Source organism: Variovorax sp. GW821-FHT06D12 (assembly GCF_059419205.1).
The window spans coordinates 13350-25511 of the sequence record NZ_JBWKRI010000001.1 but is presented as its reverse complement, the minus strand read 5'-3'; the positions used below and the strand labels follow the sequence as shown (position 1 = coordinate 25511).

At 69.9% G+C, this 12162-nt stretch carries 11 protein-coding genes; 4 read left to right on the top strand and 7 right to left on the bottom strand.

Features of this window, described 5'->3' with window-relative positions; genetic code table 11:
* Positions 1-28: 28 nt before the first annotated feature.
* The gene (locus tag AC07SQ_RS00120; protein ID WP_056581383.1) at positions 29-256 is read left to right on the top strand and encodes a hypothetical protein; all 228 of its coding nucleotides are present in this window, start codon (positions 29-31) and stop codon (positions 254-256) included.
* Between the two features lie 9 nt (positions 257-265).
* Here AC07SQ_RS00120 and AC07SQ_RS00115 read toward each other — a convergent pair whose 3' ends face one another.
* Positions 266-1453: an aminotransferase-like domain-containing protein gene (locus AC07SQ_RS00115; RefSeq protein ID WP_495271416.1), complete on the bottom strand. Its 1188-nt coding sequence runs from the start codon at positions 1451-1453 to the stop codon at positions 266-268.
* A 176-nt stretch (positions 1454-1629) separates the two neighbouring features.
* Here AC07SQ_RS00115 and nth point away from each other — a divergent pair, with 176 nt between their 5' ends.
* Together nth and AC07SQ_RS00105 are read left to right on the top strand one after the other, a co-directional pair.
* Positions 1630-2277, top strand: a complete 648-nt coding sequence (nth, locus tag AC07SQ_RS00110) for an endonuclease III (protein WP_495271417.1) — start codon at positions 1630-1632, stop codon at positions 2275-2277.
* Positions 2278-2298: 21 nt separating this feature from the next.
* Positions 2299-3156 carry an Ivy family c-type lysozyme inhibitor gene (locus tag AC07SQ_RS00105; RefSeq protein ID WP_495271418.1) on the top strand — a complete coding sequence of 286 codons (858 nt, stop codon included), beginning with the start codon at positions 2299-2301 and terminating at the stop codon, positions 3154-3156.
* 10 nt (positions 3157-3166) lie between these two features.
* Here the strand turns inward: AC07SQ_RS00105 and AC07SQ_RS00100 are convergent, their stop codons facing one another.
* From AC07SQ_RS00100 to AC07SQ_RS00085, 4 genes are read right to left on the bottom strand one after another with little or no spacing between them, the layout of a single operon-like run.
* Complete coding sequence (locus AC07SQ_RS00100) at positions 3167-3739, bottom strand: histidine phosphatase family protein (RefSeq protein WP_495271419.1); 573 nt, start codon at positions 3737-3739, stop codon at positions 3167-3169.
* A complete protein-coding gene (locus AC07SQ_RS00095) occupies positions 3736-4530 on the bottom strand; it encodes an adenosylcobinamide-GDP ribazoletransferase (RefSeq protein ID WP_495271420.1) in 795 nt (264 codons plus the stop codon). Before AC07SQ_RS00095 ends, AC07SQ_RS00100 begins: the two co-directional genes overlap by 4 nt.
* Positions 4527-5570 carry a nicotinate-nucleotide--dimethylbenzimidazole phosphoribosyltransferase gene (gene cobT, locus AC07SQ_RS00090; protein ID WP_495271421.1) on the bottom strand — a complete coding sequence of 348 codons (1044 nt, stop codon included), beginning with the start codon at positions 5568-5570 and terminating at the stop codon, positions 4527-4529. The genes AC07SQ_RS00095 and cobT overlap by 4 nt, the downstream gene beginning before the upstream one ends.
* Positions 5567-7033: a cobyric acid synthase gene (locus AC07SQ_RS00085; protein WP_495271422.1), complete on the bottom strand. Its 1467-nt coding sequence runs from the start codon at positions 7031-7033 to the stop codon at positions 5567-5569. Before AC07SQ_RS00085 ends, cobT begins: the two co-directional genes overlap by 4 nt.
* Positions 7034-7126: 93 nt before the next feature.
* Here AC07SQ_RS00085 and AC07SQ_RS00080 point away from each other — a divergent pair, with 93 nt between their 5' ends.
* Positions 7127-7366, top strand: a complete 240-nt coding sequence (locus AC07SQ_RS00080; RefSeq protein ID WP_495271423.1) for a hypothetical protein — start codon at positions 7127-7129, stop codon at positions 7364-7366.
* Between the two features lie 16 nt (positions 7367-7382).
* Here AC07SQ_RS00080 and AC07SQ_RS00075 read toward each other — a convergent pair whose 3' ends face one another.
* Entirely contained in the window at positions 7383-8858 is a 1476-nt protein-coding gene (locus AC07SQ_RS00075; protein ID WP_495271424.1) for an efflux transporter outer membrane subunit, read from the bottom strand.
* 25 nt (positions 8859-8883) lie between these two features.
* Positions 8884-12156 (bottom strand): efflux RND transporter permease subunit, encoded by a 3273-nt coding sequence (locus AC07SQ_RS00070; protein WP_495271425.1) that lies wholly within the window; start codon positions 12154-12156, stop codon positions 8884-8886.
* Positions 12157-12162 lie beyond the last annotated feature (6 nt).

Below are 12162 nucleotides of genomic sequence, written 5' to 3'. Positions count from 1 at the left end.
GCGGTTCAAATGGAAAGCAGGTGAAGACATGGCACGCGCAAACGACTGGGCAAGCAAGGTGATGGCATTGGTGAACGGCGGCAACGCCCCGGCGGCCATTGCGCAGATCAAGGTCGCGCCGTCGGTCAAGGACCTGAAGGCGCTGCAGACCATCATGACGCTCTCCAAAATGAAAGGCCGCTATCCGAACGTGGATGCGGCCATTTCAGAGAACCTGGACCTGCTGGCGGCGCCCCGCCTGCACCGGTCCCCCTGAACGTCGGCGTTACAGGGCCTGGCCGAGGCGCTTCACGCCCTCTTCGATCTTCTCGATGTCGGCCGTGGCAAAGCTCAGGCGCAAGGTCGCCACATCGGGCTTCTCGGCGAAGAACGGCGCGCCGGGCACGAAGGCCACCAGCTTCTCGATCGCACGCTTGGCCAGCTCGTTGGCATCGGCCAGCTTGCCGTTGGCGCCCGTCAGGCGCGCCCAGAAGAACAAACCGCCGTTGGGCTGCGTGAAGCTCACCGCATCGCCCAGCTCGCGCTTCAGCGCGGCGCCCATGGCCTGCGCGCGCTGGCCGTAGACCTCACGCACATGCGCCAGCGTGCCGGGCATGCGGCCGCTCTTGAGGTACTGCGCGGCCGTGGCCTGCGCGAAGGTACTCGTGTGGGCGTCGCTGAACTGCTTGCACATCGTGGCCTTGGCCAGCAGCTCGGGCGGCGCGATCATCCAGCCGATGCGCAGGCCGGGGCTCAGCACCTTGCTCAGGCTGCCGCAATGCGCCAGCAGTTCGCGGCTGCCGGGCACGTCCTTGCTCAGCGACATGATCGACGGCGGCGGCGCTTCGCCGAAGTACAGGTCGCCGTAGGGGTCGTCCTCGACGATCAGCGTCTGGTACTTCACGGCCAGCTCGAGCACCTTCTTGCGGCGCTCCAGGCTCAGCATCGCGCCGCTGGGGTTGCCGAAGGTCGGGATCAAGTAGACGAACTTGGGCTTGTGCTCGGCGATGAGCTTCTCGAGCTCGTCGGTCTTCACGCCGTTGGCGTCGATGGGGGCACTGATGAGCTGCGCGCCATACAGGCGGAAGCACTGGATCGTGGCCAGGAAGGTCGGGCCTTCGACGATCACCTTGTCGCCAGGCGAGATCATGGTCTTGCCCAGCAGGTCGAGCGCCTGCTGGCTGCCGGTGGTGACGATGAGGCCGCTCGGGTCCACGTCGACGCCCTTGGTCTTCATGAAGGAACTGAGCTGGTTGCGCAGCGGCTCGTAGCCTTCGGTGGCGCCGTACTGCAGGGCCCCGCTGGCTTCTTCGGTGAGCGCCTTCTGGCTCGCCTCCTTCAGGCCCTCGACGTCGAACATGGCGCTGTCGGGAAAGCCGCCCGCAAAACTGATGATGCCGGGCTTGCCCAGCAGCTTGAAGAGTTCGCGGATGGCGGAGGTTTCGACGTTGTCGAGGCGGGAGGCGAATTGCATGGTCAGTCTCACTTTCTGGGCGTCATTGTCGCGAAAGCCCGGGCAGGAAAGCTGCGTAGGGCCATGGCTTTTCGACGATATATTGCATCCATCGCCGCAAACGCCGGTGCCCGCCCTGCCTTCCACGGCATGCGCCCCGCGAGCCCCCACGCCGTGAACGGTGGCCACCACGACCCATGAAAAAATCCGACATCCCCCTCTTCTTCGCCACCCTGCAAGCCGCCAACCCCGAGCCGCGCACGGAGCTCGAATACACCACGCCCTTCGAACTGCTGGCCGCCGTGCTGCTGTCGGCGCAGGCCACCGACGTGGGCGTGAACAAGGCGACGCGGCGGCTCTATCCGGTGGCGAACACGCCGCAGGCGATCCTCGACCTCGGGGTGGAAGGGCTGGAGTCGTACATCAAGACGATCGGGCTGTACCGCAGCAAGGCCAAGCACCTGATGGAGGCCTGCCGGATGCTGGTCGAGCTGCATGGCGGCGAGGTGCCGCGCACGCGCGCCGAACTCGAGGCGCTGCCGGGCGTGGGGCGCAAGACGGCCAACGTGGTGCTCAACGTGGCCTTCGGCGAAGAGACGATCGCGGTCGACACGCACATCTTCCGCATCGGCAATCGCACCGGACTCGCGCCCGGCAAGACCCCGCTGGACGTGGAACTCAAGCTCGAAAAGCGCATCCCACCCGAATTCCGCCTGCACGCGCACCACTGGCTGATCCTGCACGGGCGCTATGTCTGCGTGGCGCGCAAGCCGCGCTGCTGGGAATGCGCGGTCTCCACCTTCTGCTCGTTCCAGCCCAAGACACCGGCCCCCAAGACCGCCTGAGCGGCATCACACACATCGCACATGACGACGACAACGATTTTCAAGAAGACGCCTTCCGCCGCCCTCCTCTTCCTCGCAGCGCTGTGCAGCGCGGGCGCCGCCTGGTCGCGTGACGGCGTGCTGCCGCCCGAGACGATGGCGCTCTACGGCGGACGCTGGTCCACCAACTGCGCCGACGCAGCCGCACCGACGCTGCAGGTGCGCGAAGACATGCTGATCGCCGAACGCGGCAAGCGCCGCGTCGTCGGCCGCCAGCCGGACACGGCGCACAGCTTCTTCGGCAACCAGGCGCCGCCGCCGAACTTCGACGTGGCGCTGATGAGCCGCGTGGGCAAGGGCGACAACGCGATGATGAATTTCCTGGTCTTTCGCGATGCGCGCGGCCAGTCGATCACGCTGAAGGCCGACAAGCCGGTCATGGGCCAGCTGGGGCCGGAGCTGATGAAGCCGCGCTACTGGCGCTGCGACGGTCCGGCGCGCGCCGCGGCGCCGCCCACCGAACCCGTGACCGCCGCCCCCAAGCCGCCGGCACCCGCCACGGGCAGCCCGGCCGCCCTCGCCCGGGGCCCCGCGATGGACAAGGCCTGGCGCGCCGCGCTGGGCACGCGTGAAACCGAACGCTGGCTGGTGCGCCGCGAAGGCCCGGCGCCCGAGCCGCAATGGGTGACGGTGGACGGCACGCGCTACCTGCTGCACGCCTTCTGCAAGCCGCACGACTGCTACGACCACAACGCGATCGCGCTGTACGACCAGGGCTCGGGCCGGCTCTATGGCCTGGTGCAGCGCAACGGGCAGAACCAGCTCCTGGGCGGGCCTTCGCCGCAGTTCGCGGGGCAGCTCGACCGGCTCTGGCGCGAGCAGTGGCGCGCCAAGAACTGACAGCGCCTCGTCAGCCGACCGGCGCGGCGACCACGCGCCAGTCGCCAAAAGCCGCCGCGTCGTTGGGCCATTGATCGGCCCGCTCGGGGCACGACACGCCCTGCGACAGCAGCTGCACCGCCCGCAGCACGCCGGCATGCGTGACCCACAGCGCGTCGGCGCCGGTCGCCAGCCAGTCGGCGTGCGCCAAAGCCACGCGCTGCATGAAGGCGCGCACGCTCTCGCCGTCGCCTCCGGCTGGGGCGTCGGCGAAACGATTCGTCCAGGCCTCGAATTCCTCACGGGCCACGGCCGACCACAGGCGACCTTCCCAGGCGCCGAAACTCATCTCGGCCAGCCGCGCATCGCGCCGCACCGACAGATCCGGCCGCAGCGCAACGATGGCATCGGCCAGTAGAGCGCAACGCCGCAGCGGCGAACTCCACAGCGCGATGCCGGCCGGTAGCACCGCGGCGATGCGCGCAGCGGCAGCCTGCGTGCCGTCCGCGTGCGCATCGAGGTCGGTCGCGCCGTAGCACAGGCCCGCCGGCGCGATCACCGGCGCGTGGCGCTGGAGCCAGAGCTGAGCCGTCGCGGTACTCATGCCTTCCACGCCAACGCGAGGTAGATCGCCAGTTCGCACACCTGCTGCGTCGCCCCGAGCCCGTCGCCCGTGAAGCCCTGCAGCCGACGCACGAAGAGCCGCGCCATCCAGCCGCCGGCGAGCACCAGCGCCGCGAGCGCCGCGCCCACATGCACCGCGTCGTGCGCGCACAGCAGCAGCGCCACGGCGGGTGCGGCCCAGAGCATGGCGACGAGCAGCGCACCGCCGCTGATCGCATCGGCCAGCGGCTTGGCCTTGCTGCCGCCGCTGTCGCCCACGTAGGGCAGCCAGCGGATCAGGAACAGCGGCACCAGCCGCGACAGCACGTGCGCGCCGACGATCGACGCCGCCGCCACGTCCAGCCCGCGCGCGGCGAGTGCGGCGAGCAAGCCGAACTTCAGGCCCAGCGCCAGCACCAGCGCGACCGCGCCGAAGGCGCCGATGCGCGAGTCCTTCATGATCTCCAGCGCGCGCTCGCGGCTGGCCGAACCGCCGAGGCCGTCGGCCACGTCGGCCAGGCCGTCTTCGTGGAAGGCGCCCGTGAGCATCACGGTGGCGACGGTGCTCAGCACGGCGGCGACCAGCGCCCCTGCCACGCCCGGCAGACCCGCCCCCACGGCAACGAACACGGCCGCCGCCACCCCGCCGGCGATCCAGCCGATGGCCGGCAGGTGCGCCGCGGCAGCGCGCAGCATCTGCGGGCTGAAGCCGACCCAGGCGGCGAGTTTTCCCGTCACCGGCACGCGGGTGAAGAACTGGACGGCCAGCAGGAAATGGCGCACGCCGTTCATTGCTGGCGCGACACACCCGCCGATTCGAAGCTCGCCATCTCGCGCAGGATGCGGCAGGCCGATTCGAGCAGCGGCCACGCCAGCGCACCGCCCGAGCCCTCGCCCAGTCGCAGGTCGAGGTTCAGCAAGGGCTCGAGCCCGAGGTGCTTCAGCAGCAGCGTGTGCCCCGGCTCGGCCGAGCTGTGCGCCGCCACGCAGCGCTGCGTCACCTGCGGGCGAATCGCCTGGGCGACCAGCACGGCGGCGCTGGCGATGAAGCCGTCGACCACGATCACGCGCCGCTCCTGCGCCGCCTGCAGCACCGCGCCGACCAGCGTCGCCACCTCGAACCCGCCGAACGCGGCCAGCGCATCGAGCGGCGCGGTCGCGCCCGCGTGCAGCGCGAGCACCTCGCGCAGCACCTCGCGCTTGCGTGCGAGGCCGTCGGCATCGAGCCCCGTGCCGGCACCGGTGCACAGGCCGATGTCCAGCCCGGCCAGGCGCGACAGCAGCAGCGCGGCGGACGAGCTGTTGCCGATGCCCATTTCGCCCAGCAGCAGCGCGTTGCCCGGCAGCGCGCGCACCACCTCGCGGCCGTTGGCGATGGCCTGAGCGCACTGCTCGGACGTCATGGCGGGGCCGGCCGAGGCGTCGGCCGTGCCGGCGGCGATGCGCCGCGACACCAGGCCGGGGCGCGGCTGGAAGTCGCGCCGCACGCCGCAATCGACCACGGTGAGCGCCAGGCCGTGCTGGCGCGCCAGCACGCTGACCGCCGCCCCGCCGGCCAGGAAGTTCTCGACCATCTGCCAGGTCACGTCGCTCGGATAGGCCGACACGCCGCGCGCCGCCAGCCCGTGATCGCCCGCGCACACCAGCATCTGCGGCGCATCGAGCACCGGCTGCTCGGTGCCCAGGATGGTGCCGATGCGCAGCGCCAGTGCTTCGAGGCGGCCCAGTGCGCCGACGGGCTTGGTCTTGTTGTCGAGCGCGGCCTGCAGGCGGGCCGCGAGCGCGGCGTCGGCGATGTCTGGAATGGCAGGGATCAAATCGGTGTCGGTCATGCGATCAGGCCGGCGAGCACGCCGGCGTCGAAGTGGGTGTCGATGAAGTCGGCCAGGCCGTCGAAGGTGGCGTCCAACGTGGGCGCCGTGGTGCCGAACAGCGCCTGCAGCGCGGCCGGGTCTTCGAACAGGCCGTGCAAATAGAGGCCCAGCACGTTGCCACGCGCGTTCTGCCAGGCCAGGCCCTCGGCCATCACGGCGCGGCCGTCGTGGGCCAGCTGGGGGTGGGCGGCCGTCTGGCCGTGGTGGATTTCGTAGCCGGCGACGCGCACGCCCGCCAGCGCGGCCCAGGGGCCGGCCACGAGGTCCGCCGAGAACGTCGCCTCGCGGTGCCGCACGGTCTTCTCGCGCTCGAAGACGGTCACGAGCGGCAGCAGCCCGAGCCCGGGCGCGTTGCCGTCGATGCCGTGCGGATCGACCAGCGCCTCGCCCAGCATCTGCAGCCCGCCGCACACGCCCAGCACGGCGCCGCCGCGCCCGGCGTGCTCGGCCACCGCGCGGTCCAGCCCCTGCGCGCGCAGCCAGGCCAGGTCGCCGCTCGTGTGCTTGGAGCCCGGCAGCACGATCCAGTCGGCGCCGGCCACATCGGCCGGCGTGCGGGCCCAGACCAGGCGCACGCCGGGCACGTTCTTCAGTGCCTGGAACTCGTCGAGGTTGCTCAGGCGCGGGTAGGCGACCACCGCCACGGTGCGCGTGACTACGCCGCTGGCGCGGCTGCGGTCGTCGAACACGCCGTCTTCCTCGGGCAGGCCGTGCTGCCACCACATGGGCAGCGTGGCCACGGTGGGCACGCCGGTCAGCGCCTGCAGCTGCTGCGGCGCGGGCGCCAGCAGCGACGCATCGCCCCGGAACTTGTTGAGCACGAATCCATGGATGAGCGCCCGGTCGGCCTCGGGCAGCAGCGCCCAGGTGCCGTACAGGTGGGCGAAGGCGCCGCCGCGGTCGATATCGGTCGCCAGCAGGCAGCGCGCCTGGGCATGGCGGGCGACGCGCAGGTTGACGATGTCGCTGGCCATGAGGTTGATCTCGGCCGGCGAACCGGCGCCTTCGATGACGACCACGTCGTTCTCGGCGCGCAGTTCGTCGAAGGCCTGCGCGATCTGCGGCCAGACGCGCTCACTGCGCCCGCGCCACGGCAGGGTCGACAGCGCCTCGTTCACCTGCCCCATCAGCACCACCTGGCTGTGGGTGTCGCGCTCGGGCTTGAGCAGCAGCGGGTTCATGCGCACGTCGGGCACGGCGTTGGCGGCCAGGGCCTGGAAGTACTGGGCGCTGCCGATCTCGCCGCCCTCGACCACGCGGGCGTTGTTGCTCATGTTCTGCGCCTTGAACGGCGCCACCCGCAGCCCTTGGCGGGCATACCACCGGCACAGCGCGGTGGCCAGCCAGCTCTTGCCGGCGCCGCTGGTGGTGCCCAGGACCATGACGCAGCGCGCCGGCCCGCTTGTCGCTCTAGAACTCATCCGGGGATTGTCGTTGAGCGCTGAACCGAATCCGGAAAGCCGAATCGGACGTACCAAGGGATGCGGCCCGCTGCGGGCCGCATCCGCCAAGCCATGTCCGCCCTCAACGATCTGGCGCTGACGGTCGAGGAACGCGAGCCGGGCCGGTTCTACTGGCTCCTGCTCGAAGCCGTCCACGACACCGGCAGCACCTCCGACACGCTCGGCTACCGGCCGCTGCGGGTGGCTGCGCGCCCGCAATCCAGCTATTCGAGTGCGCTCGCGCTGGGTGCGGTGGCGCTGAAACAGGCGGCCGCCACGGCGACGCACCCGGGCGCTGGCGACCGCGCCTGAGCCCGGATCGACCCGATCAGCGGGTCGCCACCTTCTCCGCCGCCGGCACTTCCCAGCCGCCGCCGATGGCGCGGATCAGGCCCACCGTCGCCTGGTACTGGGCCGACTTCACCTGCAGCGCCTGGCGCCGGTTGCGCAGCTCGCTGCGGCGCGCGTCGAGCAGGTCGAGCTGGCTCACGTAGCCGTTGCGGTAGCGCGTGTCCGACAGGCTGGTGGCGCGCTGGGCCGAGGTCACGGCCTGCGCCTGCACCACCGACTGCTCCTGCAGGATGCGGATGGCGGCCAGCTGGTCTTCGACCTCCTGGAACGCCACCAGCACCTGCGAGCGGTAGCTGGCCAGCGCGCCGTCGAGCTGGGCGTTGGCGCCCTGCACGCCGGCCTCGCGACGCCCGCCGTCGAAGATCGGCAGCGACAGCAGCGCGCCCACGCCCCACGAACGGGCCGACCACTTGAAGAGGTCGCCGATCTCGGGCGAGGCGTAGCCGGCCGCGCCGGTCAGCGAGATGTTCGGGAACCACGCGGTCTGCGCCACGCCCACGCGGGCCTGCGCCGCCATGACGGCGCTCTGCGCGGCCGACACGTCGGGCCGGCGCGTGAGCACGGTGGACGGCACGCCCGGCGGGATCACCGGCAGCGCAGTGGCCCAGTCGTCGGGCCGCATGCCGAAGCTGGAGGCCGAATCGCCCACCAGCACGGCCAGCGCGTGTTCCACCTGGGCGCGCTGGCGGTCGAGCGCGAGCGCGTCCGACTCGGTGGACGACACCTCGGTCTGCACGCGCGCCACGTCGAGCTCGGCGATGTCGCCGGCCTGCTGGCGGCGCTGCGTCAGGCGCAGCGTGTCGCGGTAGGCCGCGACCGATTCGCGCACCAGCACGCGTTCGGCGTCGAGCGCGCGCAGCTGCAGGTAGGTCTGCGCCACCTCGGCCTGCACCGCGAGCCGCGTGCTCTGCAGCAGCGCCTCGCGGCCGGCCGCGTCGAGCTTGGCCGCATCGGCCGCGCCCGAAAGGCGGCCGAACAGGTCGACCTCGTACGAGAACGTGGCGCCGATGTTGGTCATGGTGCCCGGCCGGGTGCTGGCCGTGGCCTTGTCCAGGCCCGCACCTCGGTTGGCGCCGGCGCCCAGGCCGATCTGCGGCAGGCGGTCGGCCTGGGCGCTGCGCGCCAGCGCGCGGGCTTCGGCCAGCCGCGCGGCGGCGGCCTGGATGTTGGTGTTGTCGACCTCGGCGCGCTGGATCAGCGTGTTGAGCACCGGGTCGTTGAACGCCAGCCACCACTCGCCGCGCGGTTGCGCCTCGGCGGGCGTGGCCCGGGTGAAGCCGGCCGGCGCCGTGGCACCCGGTTGCTGCTGCGGCTGTTCCTTGAACTGCGCCGCGGTCGGCACCGTGGGCATGCCCGAAGGCACGCTGGCGCAACCGGCCAGCACCAGGGCCGCCACCAGCGGCAGCACGGCGGCGCGCAACGGGCGCATCAGGGTTGGGATTGCGAATGTCATGGACAACCTTCTTTCTTCTTGTCGATCAGTCATGCGCGCCATGCGAGGGACGCGGCGAGGCCGGCACCGGGTGCAGACCACCACCACCGCCACCGTGCGAAGGCGCCACCGGATGGTCGGCCGACACGAAGTCGTCGCCGTGCGGCACTTCGCCATGCAGCTTGAGCGGCCGGTTGCCCGCCAGGCGGCGCATCAGCACATAGAACACCGGCGTCAGGAACAGGCCGAAGGCCGTCACACCGATCATTCCGGCGAACACCGCCACGCCCATCGCCTTGCGCATCTCGGAGCCGGCGCCGGTCGAAAGCACCAGGGGCAGCACACCCATCACGAAGGCCAGCGAGGTCATCAGGATCGGGCGCAGGCGCAGGCGGCTGGCTTCGATCGCGGCCTGGATCGGCGTGCGTCCGGCGAACTCCAGCTCCCGTGCGAATTCCACGATCAGGATCGCGTTCTTCGCACTCAGCCCCACCAGCACGATCAGCCCGATCTGCGTGAAGACGTTGTTGTCGCCTCCCGAGATCCACACGCCCGCCATCGCGGCCATGATGCCCATCGGCACGATCAGGATGATCGCGATCGGCAGCGTCAGGCTTTCGTACTGCGCGGCCAGCACCAGGAACACCAGCAGGATGGCCAGCGGGAACACCAGGAAGGCGGAGTTGCCGGCCAGGATTTCCTGGTAGGTCAGCTCGGTCCACTCGAAGCTCATGCCCTTGGGCAGCGTCTCGGCCGCGATCTTGGTGATCACGTCCTGCGCCTGGCCCGACGAATAGCCGGGGGCCGGGCCGCCGTTGATGTCAGCGGCGAGGTAGCCGTTGTAGCGCATGGCGCGTTCCGGGCCGAAGGTCGAGTTGACCTTCATCAGCGCGGCCAGCGGCACCATCTCGCCCGAGGTCGAGCGCACCTTCAGCATGCCCACGTCTTCGGCACGGGCGCGGTACGGCGCATCGGCCTGGACGCGCACGGAGTACGTGCGGCCGAACTTGTTGAAGTCGTTGGCGTACAGGCTACCCAGGTAGATCTGCATCGTGTCGAAGATGTCCGTCACCGGCACGCCGAGCTGGCGCGCCTTGGTGCGGTCGATGTCGGCATACAGCTGCGGCACGTTGACCTGCCAGCTCGTGAACATGCCCGTCAGTTCAGGCGCGGCATACGCCTTGGCCATGAAGGCCTTCACCGCGACGTCCATCTGGTCGTAGCCGACCGAGGCGCGGTCTTCGATCTGCAGCTTGAAGCCGCCGGTCGTACCCAGGCCTGCCACCGGTGGCGGCGGGAACATCACGATGAACGCGTCCTGGATGCTCGAGAACGCACCGTTGAGCTGGCCAGCCACCGCGCCGCCGCTCTGGTCGGCGCGCTTGCGCTGGTCGAAGGGCTTGAGCGTGGCGAACACGATGCCCGAGTTCGAGCTGTTGGTGAAGCCGTTGATCGACAGGCCCGGGAAGGCAATGGCGTCTTCCACGTTCGGGTTCTTCTTCATGATCTCGCCCATGCGGGTGATCACCTCTTCCGTGCGGTCGAGCGTGGCGCCGTCGGGCAGCTGGGCAAAACCGATGAGGTACTGCTTGTCCTGCGCCGGCACGAAGCCGCTGGGCACCGCCTTGAAGAGGCCGAAGGTCACGCCGACCAGCGCCAGGTAGATCACCAGCATCAGCGTCTTGCGCGAGATCACGCGCTTGACACCGCCGCTGTAGGCCTCGGAGCCGCGATGGAAGAACTTGTTGAAGCCGCGGAACAGCCAGCCGAAGGCCTTGTCCATGCCGCGCGTCAGGGCGTCCTTCGGTTGGTCATGACCGCGCAGCAGCAGCGCCGCAAGGGCCGGCGACAGCGTCAGCGAGTTGATGGCCGAGATCACCGTCGAGATCGCGATGGTCACCGCGAACTGCTTGTAGAACTGGCCCGTGAGGCCGCTGATGAACGCCAGCGGCACGAACACGGCCACGAGCACCAGCGCGATCGCGATGATGGGGCCCGACACTTCGCGCATCGCGCGGTACGTGGCCTCACGCGGCGTGAGCCCCGCTTCGATGTTGCGCTCGACGTTCTCCACCACCACGATGGCGTCGTCCACCACGATGCCGATCGCCAGCACCAGCCCGAACAGGCTCAGCGCGTTGATCGAGAAACCGAGGATGTGCAGCACCGCGAAGGTACCGATCACCGACACCGGCACGGCCAGCAGCGGGATGATCGACGCGCGCCACGTTTGCAGGAACAGGATCACCACCAGCACCACCAGCGCGATGGCTTCGAGCAGCGTGTGGATCACCGACTCGATCGACGCACGCACGAACTGCGTCGGGTCGTAGGCGATGCGGTATTCCAGGCCTTCGGGCATGTTCTTGTTCAGCTCTTCCATCGTCTTGCGGACGTTGGACGAGATGTCGAGCGCGTTGGAGCCCGGTGCCTGGAACACGCCCATGCCGACGGCCGGGTCGTTGTTCAGCAGCGAACGCAGCGAGTAGTCGGCGGCGCCCATTTCGAGGCGGCCGATGTCGCGAAGACGCGTGACGGCGCCGTCAGTGCCGCTCTTGACGATGATGTCGCCGAACTCTTCTTCGCTCTGCAGGCGCCCTTGCGCATTGATCGACAGCTGCATGTCCACGCCCGACAGGCCCGGCGAAGCGCCAACCACGCCGGCCGCGGCCTGCACGTTCTGGCCACGGATCGCAGCCACCACGTCGGAAGCCGAGAGGCCACGCTGCGCGACCTTCTGCGGGTCGAGCCACACGCGCATGGAGTAGTCTCCGCCGCCGAAGATCTGCACCTGGCCCACGCCTTCGATGCGCGCGAGCGGGTCCTTCACGTTCAGCACCGCGTAGTTGCGCAGGTAGTTGATGTCGTAGCGGTTGTTCGGCGAGACGAGGTGGACCACCATCGTCAGGTCGGGTGCGCTCTTGACGGTCGTGATGCCCAGGCGCCGCACTTCCTCGGGCAGGCGCGGCTCGGCTTGCGAGACGCGGTTCTGCACCAGCTGCTGGGCCTTGTCGGGATCGGTGCCGAGGCGGAAGGTGACGGTCAGCGTCATCACGCCGTCGGTCGTGGCCTGGCTGCCCATGTAGAGCATGCCTTCGACGCCGTTGATCTGCTCTTCGAGCGGCGTGGCCACCGTTTCAGCGATCACCTTCGGGTTGGCGCCGGGGTACGTTGCGCGCACCACCACCGAAGGCGGCGCGACTTCGGGGTACTCCGAGATCGGCAGGCCGCGCAGCGCAATCAGGCCCGCGATCAGCATCAGTAGCGACAGCACGCCGGCAAAGATCGGCCTGTCGATGAAGAATTTTGAGAGATTCATGTTGGT

Excerpts from the sequence above, each read along its gene's own strand:
- AC07SQ_RS00120 (WP_056581383.1), top strand. The coding sequence starts at position 29 with ATGGCACGCGCAAACGACTGGGCAAGCAAGGTGATGGCATTGGTGAAC.
- AC07SQ_RS00115 (WP_495271416.1), bottom strand. The coding sequence starts at position 1,453 with ATGCAATTCGCCTCCCGCCTCGACAACGTCGAAACCTCCGCCATCCGC.
- nth (WP_495271417.1), top strand. The coding sequence starts at position 1,630 with ATGAAAAAATCCGACATCCCCCTCTTCTTCGCCACCCTGCAAGCCGCC.
- AC07SQ_RS00105 (WP_495271418.1), top strand. The coding sequence starts at position 2,299 with ATGACGACGACAACGATTTTCAAGAAGACGCCTTCCGCCGCCCTCCTC.
- AC07SQ_RS00100 (WP_495271419.1), bottom strand. The coding sequence starts at position 3,739 with ATGAGTACCGCGACGGCTCAGCTCTGGCTCCAGCGCCACGCGCCGGTG.
- AC07SQ_RS00095 (WP_495271420.1), bottom strand. The coding sequence starts at position 4,530 with ATGAACGGCGTGCGCCATTTCCTGCTGGCCGTCCAGTTCTTCACCCGC.
- cobT (WP_495271421.1), bottom strand. The coding sequence starts at position 5,570 with ATGACCGACACCGATTTGATCCCTGCCATTCCAGACATCGCCGACGCC.
- AC07SQ_RS00085 (WP_495271422.1), bottom strand. The coding sequence starts at position 7,033 with ATGAGTTCTAGAGCGACAAGCGGGCCGGCGCGCTGCGTCATGGTCCTG.
- AC07SQ_RS00080 (WP_495271423.1), top strand. The coding sequence starts at position 7,127 with ATGTCCGCCCTCAACGATCTGGCGCTGACGGTCGAGGAACGCGAGCCG.
- AC07SQ_RS00075 (WP_495271424.1), bottom strand. The coding sequence starts at position 8,858 with ATGACATTCGCAATCCCAACCCTGATGCGCCCGTTGCGCGCCGCCGTG.
- AC07SQ_RS00070 (WP_495271425.1), bottom strand. The coding sequence starts at position 12,156 with ATGAATCTCTCAAAATTCTTCATCGACAGGCCGATCTTTGCCGGCGTG.